Here is a 23271-nt window from a genome sequence, read left to right as displayed (position 1 = left end):
TACTTCACGTGGTTGTTCAGCAATTAGTCAAATTTTAACGCTAACCGTTTAAGTTCCTCAAACGTATAAACTCGAAAAACATTGCGGTGCTTTGCTTCCAGCGGGATACGCTGATGGTTGACGATGGCGTATTTCACGCTATTGAACATCCGTTCAATAGCTCGCTTTATCTGCGGATCGGGCACGATATAGAAGACGTACATCCAACGTTTTTGAGTACGAGTTATCAAATGTTGGGTGATAATTGCCTGATAACGGGCCTTGGTTTTCAGATGGCGTTCAGTCTCAACGGCGATAACTGTCCCGTCAGGTAACGTTATCACCCCGGCCGGGCGATGATATACCTCATAGCGGCTGCGGAATATTGAATCAGCGCCGCTGATCCATCCATAAGCGCCTTTCTTCTCAAGAAGGAGCCGTGCTAGCTGACGATCAAGGCGCTGCATCAGCGTCCAGCCAGTGACTTTCGAGGGCTCAAACCGTGCAGGAAAGCCATCCTCATGGGGTGTGACGACAACGGATAATCCGTCGTTGGTGATCCCCCATAGTGAGATTTTTTCCATTCTTGTGCAAAACGTCTGTTTTTGAATGAATCCCATGCTAATAGCTTTCGCCAGCAGCAAATAAAGCGGCTTGTGATTTTTAAAATCAAAAAGCAGCATCAGGGTTTTAAAATCGCTGTAGGTTTCTTCTTTCAGAAAGGTGAGCAGAAGTCGCATTTTTTCGTGACTACGTGCCCGGCGTTCACGGTAATCAGAAATCAGCATGGTTCCTCCTTCGCATTGTACTGGGGTGTTCGCTCTTTCGGTTTTATCGCCTCATCGCATGGGGGAATACCTTCGCCCACTGGCATGAGTCGACGTCATGAGGCGATCTTGTGGGGATAAAGAGGTGACCGCGATGCGGTCATGTGCCGAAAAATATATTTCCCGTCACAGAACGGCGTACGCCAGTTCATACGGGCTGGATGCCCTTATTACCTGGCACATGGGGGTAATGTCGCGGCTGGACGCCACGCCAAAACCCCCAACGTCAACAGCGGCACACCGTCGCACGCTACGCGCGACTACCCCCTTTGAGACGCCGTTTTTAGCCCACTTTTTCTTTTGCCCGTTCCGGTCAGCGAAAAAATGGGAAAACGCCTTCAAAGCGGGTAGTCGCGCCTCGCTACCGGCTTGTGGCCGGAGACTTAGCCACGACGGTGTGCGGGGCTTAAGCCCCCCAAATAAACCGACGCGTGGGCGCGTCTTTTTGCTCGCTGGGGCGGCAAAATTTATTCGGCTCCCCCCGGCCTGCTCGGTTTCCCTTGGGGGAAACGCTCGCCGGTGGGTTCGGGCGACGCAAATTAGCAATTTCTGCGAAATTGAATTTACTCGCCTCACGCCACAGGTGAATGCCCGCGAAACGCAGGCCTTCACCCGCCTAAACCCGTCGCATCCTGCGTCGTGGCTGAATGGCCTATTCAGCGCTGTCAGCGTTGCGAAAATAAAACGTGCTGGCATATCTCTCCCCACTGGAATCAGCCAGTAGGGAAGGCTATCGGGAAAGGGGGAGGATGCCTGCAAACAACTCAATATCGGATAGGGTTAATTATGGTTATTGAGCCACGAAAGCAAAAAAGCTCTGACCTAACGGCAGAGCTTTAATCAGACTAGTGATGTTCAGATGGCTATCTGGCGGTGAGTGAATGTGCGCGTTTGTGCATCGTGGTAAGGGCAGGGATGAGTAAACTGATTGCGGTTAGCCCATGTCCCAACTGGCACAAGCTTTCTGGCGTCGATTCGCACACGTCATTATCGGCAAAGGTAATCAGCGCATCACCGATGAAATTCAGACAATGGCAAAGTCCTGCCTGTGTTTCGGCGCAATACTCTGTCACCTGCGAGAGTTCGTCATTGTCCATATTTGAAAAATCCAGACGCGCCAGCGCGGCACTCATGGCGGAGTAACGGTTCTCATAATCCGGCAGTGATTGATAAGACGAGCCCGTGTTACTATCTGTGTCAGCCATAGCATTAGTCCTCATAATGTTGTGGTCAGAAGCCCGGTTAGTGTTGGCGCACTGCCGGGGTTCGTTTTTCACCATGAATTTGCTCTTGGTGTTCATACACCTTAACGCTAGGTGCACATACACGTCAACGTGTTTAAAAATATTTTTCCTTGTATAGTGTGCGTTCAGTGAGAAAGGAAAACGGCATGCCTACAGGTTCTAAAAACAAGCGCTCGACCACAAAGGGAATTCGCTTCCCGCATGAGCTTATCGAAGAAATAAACGCCAGCGTTGCGCAGGAGAAAGCGGAAGATCCCGATGCTAATTTTTCAGCCTGGGTTCTGGATGCATGCAACCAAAAATTGGCAACGCCAAAACGCGATAAGCCAGTGAAATCCTAGCGTAGCAAAAGACGGTTGGCAGAATGCTCGAATGGTTTTATGACAACGCTCCTGACGGGTTTTCTATCACATAGAAAGCCCGTCAGGAGCCAACAAGCGCAGCGCGTTAGCCAGCCGAATGACTCCGCGCATAAATATACGGTGCGACGTAGCCCTCACGGTTGACGTCCAGATAATCCGACCACCATTGCATCATTTCGATTCTGGCTTCCAGATGCTCTGCTTTATGCACGTAAGCAGCCCGCACGCCGTTGCGCTCTTTGTGGCTCATCTGCCGCTCAATGGCGTCTTTTGACCAGCGTCCGGACTCGTTCAGGGCGCTACAGGCCATGGTTCTGAAACCGTGGCCGCAGACTTCGGTTTTGGTGTCGTAGCCAATCACGCGCAGCGCCTTGTTGATGGTATTTTCACTCATCGGCTTGTTCAGGGTATGTGCGCCGGGAAAAACGAAGACCGATTCGCCGGAAATCGCCTGAACCTGTTTCAGCAGGGCGACTGCCTGCCGTGACAGCGGCACCAGATGTTCATCCTTCATTTTTGCGCCACGCTCTGAAAACCTCACTCCTTTTACTGCTTCGCGCTGGGCAGGCACGCTCCAGATATGCGCTTTGAGGTTGAATTCATCCCAGCGGGCAAAACGCAGTTCACTGGAGCGTAGGAAAACATGCAGATTCAGCTCCAGCGCCAGACGGGTCAGCACCCGGCCTTTGTAGTTCTCAATCTTAGCCAGCAGCTCAGGCAGGCGTTTAAGCGGCAGTGCGGGGTGATGTTGGGTCGCCACCGGGGTCACGACGCCATCTAAATCGTAAGCCGGATTGTATTTGATGACACCTTGCTGCACGGCATGGCGCATAATTTTAGTCAGATGCTGGCGCACCCGTCCGGCGACGTCATGCACGCCTTTGTCATCAATCGCCTTAACCAACTGCGCAAGATGGCGGGTTTCAACCTGCGTGATATCCATCGTGCCAATCGCGGGGAAAACGTAGCGTTTCAGGCAGATGAGGATTTTATCGGCGTGCGCGTCCGACCAGAGCTTGAGGCTGCTGGTGTGCCACGCCATCGCGACATACTGAAAGGTACGGGATTCCTCAACGGCGGGGTTGTTCGATTTACGAAGCTGAGAGGGACTAATGCCGGATGCCAGCAGCTTACGTGCCGCATCGCGCTTTTCGCGGGCTTCTGCCAGTGTAGTTTGAGGGTAGGGGCCAAAGGCCAGACGGCTTTCTTTACCGCCGAAACGATAGCGGAAATACCATAGCTTAGCGCCGCTGGTGGATACCGTGAGGTACAGGCCTTGCGAATCAGTGAGCTTGTAAGATTTTTCGAGAGGTTTCGCGGATCGGACTTTGCTGTCAGTTAACATATGAGGGTCACTCCCGTTCATCGAACTGAATGACCCGCAATCTGACCCACAAATTCCCCGATGCGAAGGGATAAATCAAAACGCATCGGAAAAGATTTTCACGCCAACTTATTGAATCGCAACAATATAGGGATTGATAAGGAAGCATAAAAAAGGAAAGGTGGTGCCCGGACTCGGAATCGAACCAAGGACACGAGGATTTTCAATCCTCTGCTCTACCGACTGAGCTATCCGGGCAACGGGGCGCATTAAACCTTAATCCCGTATGATCGTCAACCCTATTTAGGGAAAAGCTGTTCAACTGCTTAACTTTACGGCAATCTGATCGGGTAGGCGTCGATTTTGCACAAATCTTCCAGAATTGATGCCTATTAACGGGTAATGCTGATAGCGAAAAGAGGGGAGCGAGATGGCGAACGACTGGCTTGAGCTACGTCAGCATGCAGATACGGGGATTGAGACGATCAAGGCGCATTTTGAAGGGCACGCCTACGATCCGCACTGGCACGACAGCTACCTCGTGGGAGTGACGCTTTCCGGTACGCAGCAGTTTCACTGTCGCCGTGAGCGACACCGGAGTCGTCCGGGGGACGCTTTCTTGCTGGAACCGGGTGAAATCCACGACGGTGACGCGCCGGTAGATGGCGGGTTTACCTATCTGACGTTCTACCTCGATGAGCAGTGGCTGACTAATGCGCTGCACGGCTTATATGCTTCCACGCCAGGAAGTTACTCGCTTCATTTTGCGCAGACACTCACGCGTGATCCACAGCTGGTTCGTTCGATTGGCGACACGTTCGCCACGCTTCACAACGATGAAATAAAAATTGTGCAGCAGAGCGCTATGGATAACCTGCTCTCACAGATTACCGCACATTGTCACTGGCGAAAAAGGTTACCCTCGCAGCTGCAAAGCACGGCGGTGGCCCATCGCGCACGCGATTATCTTTATGCGCATCTGGGCGAAAATATCGGTCTGTCTGACCTCGCGCGGGAGACCGGCACCGATCGCTTCACGCTGACACGTTGCTTTAAACGTGAATTTCATCTGGCTCCGCACGCCTGGCTTATCCAACTGCGTTTGGCGAAAGCACGGCAGTTATTGGCATGCGGCGATCAGCCTGCCGACGTGGCTGCAAGCTTAGGTTTTTCCGATCAAAGCCATCTTGGCCGTTGGTTTCAGCGGGCATATCGGATCTCGCCCGCCCATTACCGTCGGTTGTGCACAAACCTTCCAGACGTTTCCAGAAAATAGCGGCACAGTCAGGGCTCTTCAAAAAGGAGTGACCTGTGAGTTTGATGCCGTTTCTGCTGTTTGCATTTGTCGCCTCGATAACGCCGGGGCCAACAAATATCCTGATTTTAACCAATAGCCAGCGCCATGGCGTGAGAAACACGCTACCTGCGGTGGTTGGCGCCTGCGTGGCAGCAAGCGCCATCGTCCTGATTTCCGGTGCCGGCGCGGGGGAGATGCTGCGTCAGTATCCGGTGGTTCGTCAGGTGATGAGCTGGGCGGGTGTGCTGTGGCTAAGCTGGATGAGCTGGCAGTTATTCAGGGCACCTGCGGCTAACCTCTCTGGCGAATCGCACAACCGTTTTACGGCTCGCGCTGCGGCGTTGTTACAGGTGATTAACCCGAAAACGTGGATGATGGCATTGGCTGTCGTCAGCCTGTTCGCCCCTGCGGGGGAGCAGGCGTTGCGGGAGATATCGATAATGGCGCTGTGGTTTTTGATTATCTCGATGGTCTGTCTGGTGTGCTGGGCAGGGCTGGGAAAGGCCGTGAACAGGGTGTTTCGCACCACCGTTGCAATGGTGCGCTTTCAGCGCCTGATGGCGCTGTGTCTGTTCATTTCCGCCTGGGCAGGTATGCTCGCTTAGGTCAACGCGCCGTTTTTGCGGCACAGCGCAAAGCGTAAGACATCTTCTGCCAGCCGCTGCGCGGTGGCGATGCTGGCGGCCTGATGCTTGACCAGCAGGTTGCTCAGGCAGCCTTCCAGAATCAATTCCATCTGCTGTGCCACCATTTCAGGATCGTCGGTTTCCAGCTCTTCCAGCAAATCGCGGGTGTACTGGTAAGACGCCAGCTTCTGCTGTTCCGCAATCTGGTGGATAGGGTGATTGATATCAGGAAAGAAGCTGCACGCCGCAATAAACAAGCAGCCCGGATAACGCTGTTTGTTCACCGACTCGTGCAGTACCTGATAGCGTGCCAGCAGCTTCTGCTCGACGCTTTTCTCGTCGTCCAACAGAAGCTGACGCCGCCAGGTATCGACCTGCTGACTATGGTGACGCAGGCCGTCGTACAGCAGTGCCTCGCGATCCGGCCAGAATGGCGTCAGTTCCTCTACCGGAACGCCTAGTCTCTCCGCCAGCATATCCAGCGTCGTCATGGCAAAGCCGTGCTGCTCCAGCAGAGTAAGCGCATGTTCAAGAACATCTTCCCGTTGCATTAGGTCTCCTCCAGAAGCACATATATCGTCGTTTATGGGCTGAACTTCTGTAAATGTGCCTGAAATTGTTCAGCATTCATAAAACCGGTGACGCGCGAGCCGGGGATCTCTTTCCCCTGAGCGTCAAAGAATACGATGGTCGGCAGCCCTAAAACTTGTAGCTTTTTCAGCAGCGCGTTTTGTTCTTCGCGGTTAGCGGTGACGTCCGCCTGTAGCAGCGTGATGCGCGACAGATGGTTTTGCACCGCCGGGTCGCTGAACGTGTATTTCTCGAACTCTTTGCAGGCAACGCACCAGTCAGCGTAAAGATCGAGCATAACAGGCTGAGCGCTCTTTGCCAGCGCACTGTTGAGATCGGCAATATTGGCGACAGGGGCGAAGTTCAGTGCTGAGGTATGAGCTTGCGCCACGCCAGCCGGAGGAAATGCCCAGTCTTGCAGCGGCTTGGCGCTGATCACCACGCCTGCCAGCAGCAGTAGCTGTACGCCACGCATCCAGCCCTTGCTGCTGCGCAGCGTCAGCATGAGCGCCCAGCCGAAGAAGGCGATACCCAGTGCGCTCCACAGCCGCATTCCCCACATCTCGCCCAGAATGCGCTCCAGCAGGAAGACGGGCAGTGCCAGAATAATGAAACCAAACGCTTCTTTAACGTACTGCATCCACGGGCCGCTACGCGGCAGCAGTTTGTTGCCGAACAGCGTGACCAGAATGAGCGGTAAACCCATGCCAAGCGCGTAGAGATAAAGCGTGCCGCCGCCCGCCAGCATGTTGCCGCTCTGGGCGATGTAAAGCAGGATGGCGCTGAGCGGCGCGGTTGTGCAAGGGGAACAAATTAGCCCAGCCAGCGCGCCCATGCAGAATACGCCAGTAACGGAGCCGCCTTGCTGACGGTTGCTCCACTCTGTCAGTCGGGTTTGTACCGAGGACGGGAGCTGGAGCGTATACAGGCCAAACATGGACAGCGCGAGTGCGGCAAACATCACCGACAGGCCAATCAGAATGTAGGGATGCTGGAGCGCGGCTTGAAAGCGTAATCCGGCGGCGGCGACAACCAGCCCGAGCAGTGTGTAGGTCAGCGCCATGCCCTGAACGTAGGTCATCGACAGCAGTAGCGTTCGACGCGGCGTCAGCTGTTCTTTTCTGCCCAGCACCAGGCTGGCAATCAGCGGGTACATCGGCAGGACGCAAGGGGTAAAGGCGACGCCGATACCAATCAACAGCGCCCACCACGGCGAGAACGGCATCGGCGTGGCCTGCGGCGGTGGCGTCTGGGCTGATGCCGTATTCGATGTGTCTGTGCCTGCGTTAGCAATCACCTGACTGAGAGGAACAACGCGCGTTTCCGGCGGATAGCAGAAACCCGCATCGGCGCAGCCTTGATAGGTGACTTTAACGGTCGCGCCGTTTTCGGCCTGTTGAATGGGAACCGTTAGCGCCAGCCGATCCCGCAGGATAAAGACCTGACCGAAGAATTCGTCGTTATGGCTTTCGCCCTGTGGCAGTTCCACCTTGCCAAGCGTGGCACCGTTCCCTTCGATCTTGATTTGTGCGCGGTACAGGTAGTAATCGGGATGGATATCCCAGCGCAGATTGAGCTGGTTATCCTGCTGCTGAAACTCAAAGGCGAAAGCGCCATCGACTGGCAGAAAGCGTGACGTCGTGCTGTTGCCAAACAGTTTCTGACCGAAAGAAGAGGCGGCCACACTGGGTGTGCCGAAAGCCGTCCATAACAGGAAAATCAGCGTAAAGATGCGTTGAGCCATGTCAGATAATCGCTATCGCCCCCGGATACCGGCAGAACTAACAGCTCCGGCGTATCGTAAGGGTGTTGTTGTTTCAGGTGAGTCAGCAGGGCTTGCTGATGTGAGATATCGCTTTTTATCAGCATTTGTACTTCTGATTGCTGTTCGAGCTTGCCTTCCCAGTAGTAGAGCGAGCGTGCGCCGGGCAGCAGGGTGACGCAGGCGGCGAGCCGCGTTTCCAACAGCGAGTCGGCAAGCCGTTGCGCGCAGGCGTCGTCAGGTGCGGTACATAATATGACGACAGCATCGCAAAGCGGGCGGTCAGACATCACATCCTCCGTGTCAGATGAACAAATTCCAGACAACCAGAACCACACTATACCTTGCTTTATTGTTTGAAGGGAATGCGGCGGATCGACGAGTTAAGTCGATCCGCGAAGTGCTGCCTGAAAGGCAATTTTTAGATCAGGATGCTGCCGAGGATAAAGCCAAATATCACCGACAGCGTAATCGCCATCACGCCCGGAATCAGGAAGGAGTGGTTAAACACAAACTTGCCGATGCGCGTTGAGCCGGTGTCGTCCATCTCCACGGCAGCTAACAGCGTCGGGTAGGTTGGTAGCACGAACAGGGCGGAAACGGCAGCAAAAGACGCCACGGCCGTGACCGGAGACACGCCCAGCAGCAGCGCAGCAGGCATCAGTGCTTTTGCCGTTGCCGCCTGCGAGTAAAGCAGCGTGGCGGCGAAGAACAGCACGACGGCCAGCATCCACGGGTAGCTTTGCAGTAGTGCACCAGCGGTATCCTGAATATCGGAAATATGCGCTTTAACAAAGGTATCGCCCAGCCAGGCCACGCCCATCACGCAGATACAGGCGCTCATGCCGGACTTAAACGTGCTGGCAGAGAGGATGCGCGCGGTGTCGATTTTGCAGGTGATGCAAATCAGCGTGGCGATCGTCAGCATAAAGACCACAATCGCTTCGTTACGTGGCAGAACCGGATTCTGAATCAGCCCAACCGTGCCGCTGATCGCCGTGGCATACAGCACGACAGCGACGATGCCGATCAGAAATAGCATCACGGAAAGTTTGGCACCCGGTTTGATCTCATGCTGGCTATTGCCGCGCAGCGTGGTTTCACCTTTTTTCAGACGTTCCTGATAAATCGGATCGTCTTTCAGCTCTTTGCCCAGGAAGTTGGTCACAATTGCCGTCAGCAGGATTGCGGCGAGCGTGGTCGGAATACAAATGCCCAACAGCAGCAGATAGCTGACGCCGTGCGGCTCAAGAATACCGGCGACAAACACCACCGCCGCTGAGATCGGCGAGGCAGTAATGGCGATTTGCGAGGCAACGACGGCAATCGAAAGCGGACGAGAAGGGCGAATACCCTGCTCTTTGGCGACTTCGGCGATAACCGGCAGGGTGGAAAACGCGGTGTGTCCAGTCCCAGCCAGAATCGTCATGAAGTAGGTGACCAGCGGCGCGAGAAAGGTGACGTATTTCGGGTGTTTACGCAGCAGTTTCTCCGCCAGACTGACCAGATAATCCATTCCGCCCGCTACCTGCATTGCGGCGATGGCGGCGATAACGGCCATGATAATTTCAATGACATCAAAAGGGATTACGCCGGGCTTTATCTGAAACCCCAGCGTAAGAACAAGCACTCCCAGGCCACCGGCGAAACCAATGCCGATGCCTCCCAGTCGTGCCCCCAAATAGATGGCGAGCAGAACGATCAGTAACTCAAGACCAAGCATGACTATGCTCCTTAATTAATAATAAAAATTTCATAACTTATTCTTATGGCCGTAGACGGCAAAAAATAAAGGCACGCTGTTCTTCGTGAACGGACGTGCCTGTTGGTATTAGGTGTTGGTGTTAGGGAAGCTCGTTTTCATCGGTGTAGCGTTTGGCTTTGTACGCCGGATGCATCAGGTTCTGGATGGAGAAAATGTCATCCAGTTCGGCTTCCGTCAGCAGGCCGCGCTCCAGGACAACTTCACGCACGCTTTTCCCCGTTTCCGCGCAGATTCTGCCGACGATATCGCCGTTGTGGTGGCCGATGAACGGGTTCAGGTACGTCACAATCCCGATGGAATTGAAGACATAGGCTTCACAGACGCTCTTATTGGCGGTGATGCCGTTGACGCATTTCTCCAACAGGTTGTAGCAGGCGTTGGTCAGAATGTGGGTCGATTCAAACATCGCCTGACCGATGACCGGCTCCATCACGTTTAGCTGTAATTGCCCGGCTTCTGACGCCATCGTGACGCAGGTGTCGTTACCGATGACCTTGAAACACACCTGATTGACGACTTCCGGCACGACCGGATTCACCTTGGCGGGCATGATCGAGGAACCCGCTTGTAGCTCCGGCAGGTTGATTTCATTCAGGCCTGCACGGGGACCGGAAGAGAGCAGACGCAGGTCATTACAGATCTTTGACAGCTTCACGGCCAGCCGCTTCAGCGAACTGTGTACCATCACATAGGCACCGCAGTCTGACGTGGCTTCGATCAAATCTTCTGCTGGCACACAGGGCAGACCGCTGACTTCCGCCAGACGCTGCACCGCCAGTTGCTGATAGCCGTCTGGCGTGTTCAGGCGCGTACCGATTGCGGTCGCGCCCAGATTGACTTCAAGCAGCAGTTCCGACGTGCGCAGCAGGTTTTTGATTTCTTCCTGCAACAGTACGTTAAATGCATGAAACTCCTGGCCGAGCGTCATCGGTACGGCGTCCTGCAACTGGGTGCGGCCCATTTTCAGCACGTCTTCAAATTCTTTGGCTTTGCGCTCGAACCCATCGCTCAACTTCGCTATCGCCTCCGTTAGCTTCAGGACGGCCGCGTAGACCGCGATACGAAATCCGGTGGGGTAGGCATCATTGGTGGACTGGCATTTGTTCAGGTGATCGTTGGGGTTCAGATACTGGTATTCGCCTTTCTGGTGGCCCATCAGCTCCAGACCAATATTGGCTAATACTTCGTTGGTATTCATGTTGACCGACGTGCCAGCCCCCCCTTGATAGACATCGACCGGGAACTGATCCATGCATTTGCCGTTATTCAGCACTTCATCGCAGGCGCGGATGATGACGTCGGCGATTTTTTTCGGGATAGTTTGCAGCTCTCTGTTAGCCAAGGCCGCGGCTTTCTTCACCATGACCATACCGCGCACGAACTCGGGTATGTCACTGATTTTATTGTTACTGATGTAGAAATTCTCGACGGCGCGCAGCGTGTGAACGCCATAATACGCGTCTGCGGGAACTTCTCGGGTGCCTAACAGGTCTTCTTCAATACGGATGTTTTCTGACATGAGAGTGCTTATCCTGTTGTGCGACTAGTGATGCAACTAGACGTTGTGGGCTGGTGTGTCGGGCGGCGTTATCTCAAAAAACCATTATCTCTAAAAACAATGTGGTCTCGGATAAACCGTCTTATCGCGGCAATAGTCTCGGGATGTTTGACCAACCAGGTATCCATTGCCGTGAGGATATGTCGTTACGACAGCGAAAAACAGGTGTTTAGATCACTATACTGGCGTTCTCTACCACGGCGGTAAATGAACTGTGACTGTAGTCACGAGTCACTATTTTAGAACAATAATCGTAGGGCGGCGGCTTGAAAATGCGCAAAGCCGTACCCATTTCAGTAAATCATGATGTGCCGGATCGCAGAGCAGGCGCGCATTTTTCCTAATCCATTGGTAGTAAATCCGATGGGTGGTAAAGCGTACTGGGTTTTCAATCGCGATGGCTTAACACGTTCTGATTAACAGACGTTTTTATTAAAACAGTACGCGTAAAACACACAGGAGTACCGGGTGCGCTGGTTACCGTTATTACTTATTTTTCTTTTGGCTTACATCGAGATATCGCTGTTTATTCAGGTGGCTGAGGTGCTTGGCGTCGCCATGACGCTGCTGCTGGTTGTCTTCACGTCCTGCGTGGGCGTCTCGCTGGTGCGTAATCAGGGGATGAAAACGCTGGTGCAGATGCAGCAGAAAATGGCGGCAGGTGAAAGCCCAGCGGCCGAGATGGTAAAAAGCGTTTCACTGGTGCTGGCGGGCTTCCTGCTGCTGATTCCGGGCTTCCTGACTGACTTTCTGGGGCTGTTGTTACTGCTGCCGCCAGTGCAAAAAAGGCTGACGCTCAAGCTGATGCCTCACTTGCATGTCTGGCGTTCTGGTCCCGGAGCTGGCCCTGGTGCGTCGTCTTCCGGCGGTAACACCTTTGAAGGTGAATATCAGCGCAAGGATGGTGGGCGCGCAAATATTGAACACCGTGACGATAGTGACAACCGTTAACGTCAAGACGAATTGAAAAGCAGATAAGGATTATCATATTGATAATCCTTATTTTTTATCAAATATCAGCGACAGGCAGACGCCTAACGCAAAAAAAATGAATTTTTTCCCTTGAAGGGTGGTGAAACGCCCCCACTTAGAACACCACAAGGCCGATTATGAAAAGCATAATCGTTATGAAACATAGTTGTTATGAAGACATAGTCGGCGTTTATCCTAAACCGATATGGACTTTCTCAAAGGAGAGCTATCAATGAATATTCGTCCATTGCATGACCGCGTGATCGTCAAGCGCAAAGAAGTTGAGTCAAAATCTGCTGGCGGTATCGTACTGACTGGTTCCGCTGCTGGTAAATCTACCCGCGGTGAAGTTCTGGCCGTAGGTCACGGACGTATCCTGGAAAATGGCGAAGTGAAGCCGCTGGATGTGAAAGTTGGCGACATCGTTATTTTCAATGATGGCTATGGCGTGAAAGCAGAGAAGATTGATAACGAAGAAGTGTTGATCATGTCTGAAAGCGACATTCTGGCAATTGTTGAAGCGTAATTGCGCGTAATCATCTGAACTGAAAGAATTTGAGGGAAATAGACCATGGCAGCTAAAGACGTAAAATTCGGTAATGACGCTCGCGTGAAAATGCTGCGCGGCGTAAATGTACTGGCTGATGCAGTGAAGGTTACCCTGGGCCCGAAAGGCCGTAATGTCGTGTTGGATAAATCCTTCGGTGCACCGACCATTACTAAAGACGGCGTATCTGTTGCGCGTGAAATCGAGCTGGAAGACAAGTTCGAGAACATGGGCGCACAGATGGTGAAAGAAGTTGCCTCTAAAGCGAATGACGCAGCAGGCGACGGCACCACGACCGCAACCGTATTGGCGCAGGCTATCATCACTGAAGGCCTGAAAGCTGTTGCAGCGGGCATGAACCCGATGGATCTGAAGCGCGGTATCGATAAAGCCGTTATCGCCGCTGTTGAAGAGCTGAAAGCACTGTCTGTACCGTGCTCTGACTCTAAAGCTATCGCTCAGGTTGGTACCATCTCTGCTAACTCCGACGAAACCGTAGGCAAAATGATTGCCGAAGCCATGGACAAAGTCGGTAAAGAAGGTGTGATCACCGTTGAAGAAGGTACCGGTCTGCAAGACGAGCTGGACGTGGTTGAAGGTATGCAGTTCGACCGTGGCTACCTGTCTCCGTACTTCATCAACAAGCCAGAAACTGGTGCTGTAGAACTGGAAAGCCCGTTCATCCTGCTGGCTGATAAAAAAATCTCCAACATCCGCGAAATGCTGCCAGTACTGGAAGCCGTAGCGAAAGCCGGCAAACCGCTGGTTATCGTTGCTGAAGATGTTGAAGGCGAAGCGCTGGCAACGCTGGTGGTTAACACCATGCGTGGCATCGTAAAAGTAGCTGCGGTGAAAGCGCCGGGCTTCGGCGACCGTCGTAAAGCGATGCTGCAAGATATCGCGACGCTGACTGGCGGTACCGTTATCTCTGAAGAGATCGGTCTGGAGCTGGAAAAAGCGACGCTGGAAGATCTGGGTCAGGCAAAACGCGTTGTGATCAACAAAGACACCACTACCATCATCGATGGTACGGGTGAAGAAGCTGCGATCCAGGGCCGTGTTGCTCAGATCCGTCAGCAGGTTGAAGAAGCAACGTCTGATTACGACAAAGAAAAACTGCAAGAGCGTGTGGCTAAACTGGCTGGCGGCGTAGCCGTTATCAAAGTTGGCGCAGCAACTGAAGTTGAAATGAAAGAGAAGAAAGCACGCGTTGAAGATGCCCTGGCTGCGACTCGCGCCGCGGTAGAAGAAGGCGTGGTTGCTGGTGGTGGTGTTGCGCTGGTTCGCGTTGCAGCCAAACTGGCTTCTCTGACTGCTCAAAACGAAGACCAAAACGTGGGTATCAAAGTTGCGCTGCGCGCGATGGAAGCTCCACTGCGTCAGATCGTTTCCAACGCTGGCGAAGAGCCATCTGTGGTTGCGAACAGCGTTAAAGCAGGCGAAGGTAACTACGGTTACAACGCAGCAACTGAAGAATACGGCAATATGATCGACTTCGGTATCCTGGATCCAACCAAAGTCACCCGTTCTGCGCTGCAGTTCGCGGCTTCCGTTGCTGGTCTGATGATCACCACCGAATGTATGGTTACCGACCTGCCGAAAAGCGATGCACCTGACTTAGGTGGCGCTGGTGGTATGGGCGGCATGGGTGGTATGGGCGGCATGATGTAATGTGACACCTTGTTGCCGGAAGCCATTTTCTGGTGACAGGAGTCAGGTTACAGAAGCTCGTCTTTCTGTCCTTTAAAGAGCACTATCTGGTCGCGAGACTGGGTGGTGCTTTTTTTATGCACTGCATTGCTGAAATGTTGCCGTATCGTTGATGAATGCGTTTATCGCGTGTTATCGGGGGAAGCATTCTGCGCTACAATGGCAGCGTTACTTTATTTACGAATACCTTTTTATTCGAAACAACCCTGTTAGGAGTAGGGACAATGTCTGACGATGCGTCTACGCTTCTGCGCTCTATTTCCTGGTTTACTGAGCCCCCTTCGGTATTACCTGAGCACATTGGTGACTGGCTTATGGAAACCGGCTCCATGACGCGGCGACTTGAAAAATATTGTGCCCAACTAAAGACCATCCTGTGCAGTGAGAAATTCATTACGCCACAGGCGCTGGGCGAAGAACGCGAACAGCTGCCGTACAGTGAACGTTACTGGCTGCGTGAAGTGGTGCTGTATGGTGACGATCGTCCCTGGCTTTTTGGCCGTACCATTGTTCCGCAACAGACGCTCGACGGTACGGATTCAGCCCTGACGAAAATAGGCAATCAGCCGCTAGGCCGTTACCTGTTTGGGCAAAAGACGCTGACGCGTGACTATATTCATACCGGATGCAGTGAAGGCTTATGGGCGCGGCGTTCCCGCCTGTGTGTCTCGGGCTATCCGTTACTGTTGACCGAGCTTTTCTTACCGGAATCACCGATTTATTTCAGCCGGTGATGAAGGTTGGCAGGTAATTTGAGGAGATAAATCCTTGGAAAGAAGTGTTACAGCAGGGAAATGGCTGGCTTATTGTCGCTTGATGCGAATTGATAAACCGATAGGTTCTCTGTTGCTGCTGTGGCCAACGCTATGGGCGCTGTGGCTAGCGGGAGGCGGGGCACCTGCACCGTGGACGCTGTTTGTTTTTGTCGCTGGCGTTTTCTTGATGCGTGCGGCGGGCTGCGTCATCAATGATTATGCCGATCGCCATTTTGACGGCCATGTAAAACGTACCGCTTCTCGCCCATTGCCCAGCGGTGAGGTGAGCGAGCGAGCGGCCAAAGTGCTGTTTGTCGTGCTGGTCTTGCTGGCGTTTGGCTTGGTGCTGACGCTGAATAAGATGACGATCTGGCTGTCCGTTGCGGGGTTGGTTCTGGCGTGGGTCTACCCGTTCATGAAACGGGTCAGCCATCTTCCTCAGTTTGTGCTGGGCGCGGCGTTTGGCTGGTCAATCCCGATGGCTTACGCGGCGGTGAGTGAAAGCCTGCCAGCGAGCTGCTGGATGATGTTTGTTGCGTATATTTGCTGGACGGTCGCCTACGATACCCAATATGCGATGGTGGATCGTGATGACGACCTGAAGATCGGTGTGAAATCCACTGCGATCCTATTTGGCCGGTTTGACAATATTATCATTGGGTTACTGCAGTTCAGTATGCTGGCGTTGCTGCTGGCGTTGGGCATCACCACTGGATTAGGAACGCCATACATTATTTCGCTGCTGGTGGCTGCGGGGATGTTTGTTTACCAGCAAACCCTGACCGCTGGGCGCGAGCGTGATGCCTGTTTCAAAGCCTTTCACAATAATAAATACGCGGGTATGGCGATATTCATTGGCGTACTGTTTGGCCTATAGGGCTAACCGACAGAGACAAAAAAAGCAGCGATTTCTCGCTGCTTTTTTTATGGTGGAATGCTCAGAAGTATTTGTCATGCCAAATGTATTCACGGCTTGATGGCGGCATGTTCTCCGCCATTTTCCCGTGACTGTCCGGTTAATCCTGCTTTGTCTCTTCGAGCTTTTCTACCGGCTGACTATTGGTTTCTATCTGACTATTAGTTTCAACCTGACTGGCGGCTTCCATCTCAGCGGATGAGCTGGCGCTTTCAATGGTCAACCGCACCTCCGGGGTGATCAGATCGCCGAGGATATTGTAGATTGCCACGATATCGCCTTGTGCCGCTTCCGCACTGTCGGTGATATATCCTTCTGTACGTAAGGTCGCGACCAGCGTTGAGAACACCGCTTTATCAAAGAATTCCGGCGCGTTGATACCGTGCAGGACGGACAGACGCTGCGCCATGTTCCGGCTTTCTTTCTCAAGCGTTCCACGGTTGATCCCTGGGTTTGCACACAGTAAAGACAGCGTGATTGCATAGCGTTGCAGCGTTTCACGCACGCCTGCTGACAGCAGTTGCAGCGTACGGATGCGTGGCGGATTGATGGCTAATTGACCGTCACGGCTGCACAGCAGCTCTTGTCGAATCAGTTCATTAGCCAACGTCTCCAGCACGTCCGGCAACTGCTCTTTGGAATAGTGCAGGAACAGCTCAGCTTGCAGCAGCGGATAGATCAGCGTGATTTGTCGTACTACTTCGGCAAGCGTAATCCGACGATGGTGGATGACGATGCTGGCGATCAGCGACGGCAAGACCAACAGGTGCTGGATGTTATTGCGATAGTACGTCATCAGTACTGCCTGCTCGCGCGGCAGAATGATGATATCGCCAATGCTATCCTTCTCGACTTCAAACTTGTTCATGCCCAGCGCGTGTTCCAGCAGTTCATCCGCTGTCTTCTTCGGTGCCGTAATATCTTTGTGATAAGGCACCTGGCGCAGCAACTGGAGGTAGCAATCCAGCTGTTCGTGCATCTGTTCACGCGTCAGCGAGCGCTGGCGCGAGGCTAATAAAGCCGTAGAGCACAGGTTCATCGCGTTTGCTGCCGCAGAATTGTTGATGCGCACCATGATATCCATAGAGATATCCTGCACCGTCGGCGTTAGCCAGCTTGGGCGCTGTGCTTCAATCGGATCAATCGCGTCACGCCATTGCGGAACATGCTGGTTCAGATAGGTTGTCAGCGGGAGAGGTTCACCGAAGTTCACGTACCCTTGGCCGAGATTACGCAGTTTGCGTAAACCGCGCACCATCTGCATAAAGCCTTCTTTTTCCTTCACTGCACCGCGCAGCTCTTTCGCATAGGTGCCGACTTCCATCACATGCTCGTAACCGACATAAATCGGTACCAGCGTGATAGGGCGTGTGCCGCCTCTCAGCATGGCCTGAATGGTCATCGCCAGCGTACCGGTTTTCGGCTCTAACAGACGGCCCGTGCGTGAACGTCCGCCTTCCATGAAGTATTCAACCGAATAACCGCGGGCAAACAGCTCACCCAGATATTCACGGAAAATCGTGGAATACAGTTTGTTGCCTTTGAAGGTACGGCGAATAAAGAACGCGCCAAGACGGCGGAAGATCGGTCCTGCTGGCCAGAAATTCAAGTTGATGCCGGCGGCGATATGCGGCGGCACTAAGCCTTGATGGTACAGAACGTAGGATAGCAGCAGATAATCCATGTGGCTGCGGTGGCAGGGCACGTAGACAATGCCGTGACCATCCTGCGCCAGCTGGCGAACGCGTTCGGCGTTGTGGACGTTAATCCCCTGATAAAGGCGGTTCCACGTCCAGCTTAATACGCGATCTGACAGACGCACGGCTTCGTAGGAGAAGTCAGCGGCGATTTCTTCCATCAGCGCAATAGCGTTCTGCTGCGCTTTCTCAGTAGAAATCTTCTTACTGCGCGCCTCGTCGTCCACGGCTTTCTTGATCGCTTTGGAATCCAGCAGCTTGTTAAATAGCTCCTGACGCACCGGCAAACGTGGTCCAACTGCCGCCAAACGTTGGCGGGAGAAGTGCATACGTGCGACACGCGCCAGTTTGTGGGCTATGGTTTTGTCAGTACCATGCTCGGTCGCCATATAGCGTAGCGATACCGGGCTGGAGAAGCGGACAAAGCTGTCGCGGCCTAGCCACAGGACGGCGAAGAATTTCTCGATACCGTTGAGTAAGCGCAGGTGTGGTGCGGCCTGAGCGTGGCCTTCCCGACCCGGAGAACGCCCAAACATCACAGAAACCGGCACCATCTGTACGTCTAAATCTGGATTGGCACGATGCAAATCCAGGTAGTCGTGGAACAGCTTGACGGATTTCTGCTTGGGAACGTAATAGCGGAAGACACGCGGCCCGTCATTGATAAAGACGTGGCTAGGCAGTTCGACGCCATTGAATTCGAACGACTGCGAGGGATCGGGTAGCCCCAATGCCAGGCATTTCGCTCGTAGCGTCAAGAGATCCGCCTGAGAGTTATAAGGCAGAACATAGAGTATAGGACGTGAGGGATCTAACCCCAGCTCGACCACCGGATCTGCGGGAATAACTTTGCTCTTCACCAGCAGTTTCAGTGGGAGATTCAATAATTTATAGTAAATTTTACGCCAACCTGACATAACAACATGGAGCCTCTTGTTAGCAATGCGCCGCAAGGATACCAGAAACTGCGCCGGAGATCTGTGGTGATGAGACAACGTAAGCGCGTTAAAATGCGAACTATTTTGCATATACTCGTCATACTTCAAGTTGCATGTGCGTTGGCAGCGTTCAGTCACCCGAATCACTTACTTGAGTAAGCTCATCGGGACTCCCTCTCTTGCCGCCTGCCTGAAACTCGAATTATTTAGAGTCTAAAAATGGAGGATAAATGAATAAAGCAACGGGGATGACCCGGATTATTAAGGCGACCGGTTATTCCTTTAAGGGACTGAAGCAGGCGTGGCAGCATGAGGCGGCATTTCGTCAGGAAACGATACTGACCCTTGTCGGCGTCATTATCGCGTGTTTACTGCCGGTTACGCTGGTTGAAAAACTGCTGCTGATCGGGTCTGTGGTTCTGATTATGCTGTTTGAGCTGGCCAATAGCGCCATTGAAGCCGTGGTCGACCGCATTGGTCTCGAGCACCACGAATTATCCGGTCGGGCGAAAGATATTGGCTCTGCGGCTGTCTTTGTTGCCATCTTGTTAGCCGCTGTCGTCTGGGGCAGCATCCTCTGGCAACATTTTGCCTGACGGCGCGCATAAATGAGTAAAAGTCAGGAGCTTTACCGATATCTCCATTCCCAATTGTGGCTTACCTGTATATACTCACAGCAAGACTGTATAAACAACCAGGGGGCGGAATGAAAGTATTAACAGCAAGGCAGCAGCAGGTTTATGACCTGATCCGCGATCATATTGCGCAGACCGGAATGCCGCCAACGCGCGCGGAAATTGCTCAACAGCTGGGGTTTCGCTCTCCCAATGCGGCTGAAGAACATCTGAAAGCGCTGGCGCGTAAAGGTGTGATTGAGATTGTATCGGGCGCGTCTCGCGGTATTCGTCTACTGATGGAAGAAGAGACGGGCATTCCTCTGGTTGGTCGCGTGGCCGCAGGTGAACCGCTGCTGGCACAGGAACATATCGAGTGTCACTATCAGGTTGACCCTGCGATGTTCAAACCCAGCGCTGATTTTTTGCTGCGGGTGAGCGGTATGTCTATGAAAGATATCGGTATTATGGATGGCGATTTACTGGCCGTGCATAAAACAGAAGATGTGCGTAACGGTCAGATTGTCGTCGCGCGTATCGACGATGAAGTGACGGTGAAGCGCTTGAAAAAGCAGGGCAATACGGTACACCTCCTCGCTGAAAATGAAGAGTTTGCCCCGATTGTTGTCGATCTACGTCAGCAAAGCTTTTCGATAGAAGGCTTGGCGGTTGGCGTGATTCGTAACAGCGACTGGAGCTAACCATTCGCAGAGATGCACTGCTCGTCCGTCTGGGTCAGTGCATCATGTTCAGTCTGTTAATCTGCTAACCATATATATTTAGTTACATTTCGCGCGCGTTTTCTACGATCCCCATTATCCTTCTGTTTTTTCACTGCTTTTTTCGGTTATTTTCCCTTTCTCAATGTTCATTCCAGTCACAGATTCCTGATATTCCATGTTAAGTGAAATATTCGACTATAATTTTTATCAAGGTAAGCATTTTTATCTTGATTGATCGTTTGCCGATTGATTAGTAGCCATCACATTTAGATAGCCCGGTAATCAAGGGAGACAGTGGCGAAGAGCACCGTCATGGTTCACATAGTTATGATGCTGCTTACTGAATAAAACTATTTATCTGAAACTGACGCATGAGTCGTTAGTCACGATTCGTTTATGCGCAATGCACCTAAGGTACGGAGATTCTTATGAATAAAGACCAAGCCAGCGGTAACTGGAAACAGTTTAAAGGTAAAGCGAAAGAGCAATGGGGCAAATTAACGGATGACGATCTGACGGTCATCGAAGGTAAACGTGACCAACTGGTGGGGAGAATCCAGGAACGCTACGGGTACGCAAAAGAAGCGGCAGAGAAAGAAGTGAAACACTGGGAAGAGCACCACAAATATCACTGGTAGCTATCACGGGTAACAAAGGTGATGTCTCTCTCCACAGAAAAAACGATAGCCCAAGGGCTATCGTTTTTTAATCGGAACAGTATGGTCGTGATCGCAATGATCCGGCTGCTTGCATGATGCAACTTCCTGACAGCCTCCGCACAACCCGTGTGCTTCCACCACGCTGTGACGCAGCGTAAATCCCGACTGTTGCGCCAGACTACGCAACGTTTCTTCCACGCCTTCGGTTTGACGTTCTGTGACTTGCCCACAGCGGTCGCAGATGAAAAGGGCGGACGTGTGGCTGTGGTCTTCGATATGGTGACACAGCACATAGCTGTTGTTGGATTCGACGCGATGAATGAAGCCTTGTTCCAGCAGAAAATCCAGCGCGCGATAGACAGTCGGTGGTTTCGCCTGAGGTTCAGAAACGCGCAGCAGATCCAGCAGGTCATAAGCGCTGATAGCACCGGACTGCTGTGCCATAAGGCGTAAAACCTCTAACCGCTGCGGCGTGAGACGCACAGCGCGTTGCTGACAAATCTGTTCAGCCTGGGCAAGAAGTTTGTCCTGTTTGGTTGAATCCATTGTCATATCACCCTGACGCATTGAGGAACAAGACGGATATCTTACCACGACTGAATAAAAACGCCGAACTGGCGGCGTTTTCCTGCGAAAACCACTTGATGTAAAAACAACGAACAGAAGCGTTACACGACCAGATCGATGAGCAGCGCCCGCAAAGGCGACTCGGCCTGTAGCGTCAACGCTGTTTCTTCCTTAACAAAAGCACCGTCGCCGCAGTGCAGTGTTTCACTGTTCTGATTGCCTTTTACCGCCATTGAACCGTGAATCAGCTGGAGGTACGCCTGATTTCCCTGTAGCGCGATAGTGCTTTGCTCATTCTGCTGGAGGTCGACATGGTGAACCCAAACCTGCTGGCGCAGTTGCAGGCTATTGTGTTCACCTTCCGGTGAGGCGAGCAGCGTATGGTTTACTGAACTCAGCCCCATGCGCTGCAACGGGCTGTTCTCGCGGGTCTGGCAGGCATTCAGCCATAATTGCAGCCGCGTCAGCGGTTTGTTGGCGTTGGTATTATGTTCGCTATAGCTGACGTTTGGCTGCGTAGAGAGCAGTAGCACATCTCCGGCTTTGGCCTGAATGTGGCCGCCGTTGCTGTCGCGGTATTCCGCTTCACCCTGAAGAATAATGTTCAGAATATCAACCCGTGGGTAGGTTCGCGGCTGGAATGATGCCCCCGGTGCCAATACTTCCTGATTGAGCACGCGCAGAGACGCGTAGCCCAGCAGCTGTGGGTCAAAATAGTGACCAAAAGAAAAGGTATAGCGCGCCTGCAGCCAGCCATAGTCGGCCTGGCCGCATTGCCCCGCTGCTCTTCGTGTGATCATAATTGTTATCCCCCCAGAGAATTATTTATTGAACTGATAGTAATTGTGTGGACGTTGGATTGTTAGCTAGTTAATCTGGTGGGTATGTTCAAAATTCCTGAATGAGTACGAAGATGGCGAAAGAACGAGCATTGACGCTGGAAGCTTTGAGGGTGATGGATGCGATCGATCGCCGTGGCAGCTTTGCCGCTGCGGCAGACGAGCTGGGTAGGGTGCCTTCGGCACTGAGTTATACCATGCAGAAACTGGAAGAAGAGTTAGATGTGGTGCTGTTCGATCGTTCCGGGCATCGTACTAAATTCACGAATGTCGGGCGGATGCTGCTGGAACGCGGACGTATCCTGCTGGAAGCTGCAGATAAGCTCACGACGGACGCAGAAGCGCTGGCGCGCGGTTGGGAAACGCACCTGACGATTGTGACGGAAGCGCTGATTCCGACTCAGCGACTTTTCCCGTTAATCGATAAACTGGCGCTCAAAGCCAATACACAGGTATCGATTCTGACGGAAGTGCTGGCGGGGGCGTGGGAGCGTCTTGAGCAAGGGCGTGCCGATATTGTGATTGCGCCAGACATGCATTTTCGCGCGTCTTCTGAAATGAATACTCGCAAGCTGTACACGATGAATAACGTTTATGTCGCCAGCCCAGAGCATCCGATTCATCAGGAGCCTGAACCGCTGTCGGATGCAACTCGGGTAAAATACCGTGGGATTGCGGTGGCAGATACCGCGCGCGAACGCCCGGTACTGACCGTGCAGCTGTTGGATAAACAGCAACGTCTGACGGTGAGTTCGCTGGATGATAAACGGCGTGCGCTGCTGGCGGGATTAGGCGTCGCGACCATGCCTTACCCGATGGTTGCACAGGATATTGCCGAAGGGCGTTTGCTGGTGATTGGGCCTGAGCATCAGATGGAAAGCCAGATCATTATGGCCTGGCGGCGAGACAGCATGGGCGAGGCAAAGTCCTGGTTCCTGCGTGAAATTCCGAAACTGCTGAACCAGCCCTAAATCCCGCGCTTTTCGCGGCAAGGTGTGGTTCCGCACCTTGCCGCTCTATT

General features: G+C 52.9%; 23 protein-coding genes and 1 tRNA gene. 12 read left to right on the top strand and 12 right to left on the bottom strand.

Annotated elements, in window-relative coordinates; translation table 11 throughout:
- Nucleotides 1–23: 23 nt before the first annotated feature.
- Both mobC and ACIPUG_RS09690 read right to left on the bottom strand, forming a co-directional pair.
- A complete protein-coding gene (mobC, locus tag ACIPUG_RS09695) occupies nt 24–767 on the bottom strand; it encodes a MobC family replication-relaxation protein (protein ID WP_400338254.1) in 744 nt (247 codons plus the stop codon).
- Nucleotides 768–1669: 902 nt separating this feature from the next.
- Complete coding sequence (locus ACIPUG_RS09690; RefSeq protein WP_025919584.1) at nt 1670–2011, bottom strand: hypothetical protein; 342 nt, start codon at nt 2009–2011, stop codon at nt 1670–1672.
- 185 nt (nt 2012–2196) lie between these two features.
- On the opposite strand from ACIPUG_RS09690, the gene ACIPUG_RS09685 reads away from it, so the two are divergent.
- On the top strand, nt 2197–2391 hold the full coding sequence (locus ACIPUG_RS09685) for a YlcI/YnfO family protein (protein WP_039525031.1): 195 nt from the start codon (nt 2197–2199) through the stop codon (nt 2389–2391).
- Between the two features lie 106 nt (nt 2392–2497).
- Here ACIPUG_RS09685 and ACIPUG_RS09680 read toward each other — a convergent pair whose 3' ends face one another.
- Complete coding sequence (locus tag ACIPUG_RS09680) at nt 2498–3757, bottom strand: tyrosine-type recombinase/integrase (protein ID WP_400338252.1); 1260 nt, start codon at nt 3755–3757, stop codon at nt 2498–2500.
- A 161-nt stretch (nt 3758–3918) separates the two neighbouring features.
- Nucleotides 3919–3994, bottom strand: a tRNA-Phe gene (locus ACIPUG_RS09675).
- A 172-nt stretch (nt 3995–4166) separates the two neighbouring features.
- Between ACIPUG_RS09675 and ACIPUG_RS09670 the strand changes: the two genes are divergently transcribed.
- A complete protein-coding gene (locus ACIPUG_RS09670; protein WP_400338250.1) occupies nt 4167–5012 on the top strand; it encodes an AraC family ligand binding domain-containing protein in 846 nt (281 codons plus the stop codon).
- A 35-nt stretch (nt 5013–5047) separates the two neighbouring features.
- A complete protein-coding gene (locus tag ACIPUG_RS09665) occupies nt 5048–5638 on the top strand; it encodes a LysE family translocator (protein WP_400338249.1) in 591 nt (196 codons plus the stop codon).
- Here ACIPUG_RS09665 and ACIPUG_RS09660 read toward each other — a convergent pair.
- From ACIPUG_RS09660 to aspA, 5 genes are all read right to left on the bottom strand, one after another.
- On the bottom strand, nt 5635–6210 hold the full coding sequence (locus tag ACIPUG_RS09660) for a transcriptional regulator (RefSeq protein ID WP_400338248.1): 576 nt from the start codon (nt 6208–6210) through the stop codon (nt 5635–5637). The genes ACIPUG_RS09665 and ACIPUG_RS09660 overlap by 4 nt on opposite strands.
- Before the next feature lie 32 nt (nt 6211–6242).
- On the bottom strand, nt 6243–7973 hold the full coding sequence (locus ACIPUG_RS09655) for a protein-disulfide reductase DsbD (protein WP_400338247.1): 1731 nt from the start codon (nt 7971–7973) through the stop codon (nt 6243–6245).
- Complete coding sequence (gene cutA, locus ACIPUG_RS09650) at nt 7949–8281, bottom strand: divalent cation tolerance protein CutA (protein ID WP_039279300.1); 333 nt, start codon at nt 8279–8281, stop codon at nt 7949–7951. Before cutA ends, ACIPUG_RS09655 begins: the two co-directional genes overlap by 25 nt.
- A gap of 131 nt (nt 8282–8412) precedes the next feature.
- Entirely contained in the window at nt 8413–9714 is a 1302-nt protein-coding gene (locus ACIPUG_RS09645; RefSeq protein ID WP_010286407.1) for an anaerobic C4-dicarboxylate transporter, read from the bottom strand.
- Nucleotides 9715–9835: 121 nt separating this feature from the next.
- Complete coding sequence (aspA, locus tag ACIPUG_RS09640; protein ID WP_039279303.1) at nt 9836–11275, bottom strand: aspartate ammonia-lyase; 1440 nt, start codon at nt 11273–11275, stop codon at nt 9836–9838.
- Between the two features lie 507 nt (nt 11276–11782).
- On the opposite strand from aspA, the gene ACIPUG_RS09635 reads away from it, so the two are divergent.
- From ACIPUG_RS09635 to ubiA, 5 genes are all read left to right on the top strand, one after another.
- Nucleotides 11783–12265: an FxsA family protein gene (locus ACIPUG_RS09635; protein WP_010282891.1), complete on the top strand. Its 483-nt coding sequence runs from the start codon at nt 11783–11785 to the stop codon at nt 12263–12265.
- A 253-nt stretch (nt 12266–12518) separates the two neighbouring features.
- A complete protein-coding gene (locus ACIPUG_RS09630) occupies nt 12519–12812 on the top strand; it encodes a co-chaperone GroES (protein ID WP_005971295.1) in 294 nt (97 codons plus the stop codon).
- A 45-nt stretch (nt 12813–12857) separates the two neighbouring features.
- Nucleotides 12858–14504 (top strand): chaperonin GroEL, encoded by a 1647-nt coding sequence (gene groL / locus ACIPUG_RS09625; protein ID WP_010282899.1) that lies wholly within the window; start codon nt 12858–12860, stop codon nt 14502–14504.
- Between the two features lie 263 nt (nt 14505–14767).
- Nucleotides 14768–15277 carry a chorismate lyase gene (ubiC, locus tag ACIPUG_RS09620; protein WP_400338245.1) on the top strand — a complete coding sequence of 170 codons (510 nt, stop codon included), beginning with the start codon at nt 14768–14770 and terminating at the stop codon, nt 15275–15277.
- 34 nt (nt 15278–15311) lie between these two features.
- Nucleotides 15312–16175 (top strand): 4-hydroxybenzoate octaprenyltransferase, encoded by an 864-nt coding sequence (ubiA, locus tag ACIPUG_RS09615; protein WP_039496813.1) that lies wholly within the window; start codon nt 15312–15314, stop codon nt 16173–16175.
- 139 nt (nt 16176–16314) lie between these two features.
- Here the strand turns inward: ubiA and plsB are convergent, their stop codons facing one another.
- Nucleotides 16315–18828: a glycerol-3-phosphate 1-O-acyltransferase PlsB gene (gene plsB / locus ACIPUG_RS09610; protein ID WP_320697148.1), complete on the bottom strand. Its 2514-nt coding sequence runs from the start codon at nt 18826–18828 to the stop codon at nt 16315–16317.
- Between the two features lie 251 nt (nt 18829–19079).
- Between plsB and ACIPUG_RS09605 the strand changes: the two genes are divergently transcribed.
- The 3 genes from ACIPUG_RS09605 to ACIPUG_RS09595 all read left to right on the top strand — a co-directional run bounded on the left by ACIPUG_RS09605 (nt 19080) and on the right by ACIPUG_RS09595 (nt 20823).
- On the top strand, nt 19080–19445 hold the full coding sequence (locus ACIPUG_RS09605; protein WP_039282393.1) for a diacylglycerol kinase: 366 nt from the start codon (nt 19080–19082) through the stop codon (nt 19443–19445).
- Between the two features lie 110 nt (nt 19446–19555).
- On the top strand, nt 19556–20164 hold the full coding sequence (lexA, locus tag ACIPUG_RS09600; RefSeq protein WP_010282910.1) for a transcriptional repressor LexA: 609 nt from the start codon (nt 19556–19558) through the stop codon (nt 20162–20164).
- Nucleotides 20165–20613: 449 nt separating this feature from the next.
- Nucleotides 20614–20823 carry a CsbD family protein gene (locus ACIPUG_RS09595; RefSeq protein WP_010298839.1) on the top strand — a complete coding sequence of 70 codons (210 nt, stop codon included), beginning with the start codon at nt 20614–20616 and terminating at the stop codon, nt 20821–20823.
- 57 nt (nt 20824–20880) lie between these two features.
- Here the strand turns inward: ACIPUG_RS09595 and zur are convergent, their stop codons facing one another.
- Together zur and ACIPUG_RS09585 are read right to left on the bottom strand one after the other, a co-directional pair.
- Nucleotides 20881–21390 carry a zinc uptake transcriptional repressor Zur gene (gene zur, locus ACIPUG_RS09590; protein ID WP_010298842.1) on the bottom strand — a complete coding sequence of 170 codons (510 nt, stop codon included), beginning with the start codon at nt 21388–21390 and terminating at the stop codon, nt 20881–20883.
- 122 nt (nt 21391–21512) lie between these two features.
- Entirely contained in the window at nt 21513–22211 is a 699-nt protein-coding gene (locus ACIPUG_RS09585) for a pirin family protein (RefSeq protein WP_039510614.1), read from the bottom strand.
- Between the two features lie 113 nt (nt 22212–22324).
- Between ACIPUG_RS09585 and ACIPUG_RS09580 the strand changes: the two genes are divergently transcribed.
- Nucleotides 22325–23221 (top strand): LysR family transcriptional regulator, encoded by an 897-nt coding sequence (locus tag ACIPUG_RS09580; protein ID WP_039352134.1) that lies wholly within the window; start codon nt 22325–22327, stop codon nt 23219–23221.
- The last annotated feature ends 50 nt before the right edge of the window (nt 23222–23271 follow it).

The sequence above is a fragment of the Pectobacterium sp. CHL-2024 genome (assembly GCF_044751765.1).
In the GTDB taxonomy this organism is placed as follows: domain Bacteria; phylum Pseudomonadota; class Gammaproteobacteria; order Enterobacterales; family Enterobacteriaceae; genus Pectobacterium; species Pectobacterium brasiliense.
Note: the sequence above shows the minus strand (reverse complement) of the source record. Positions and strands in the feature narration are given on the sequence as shown.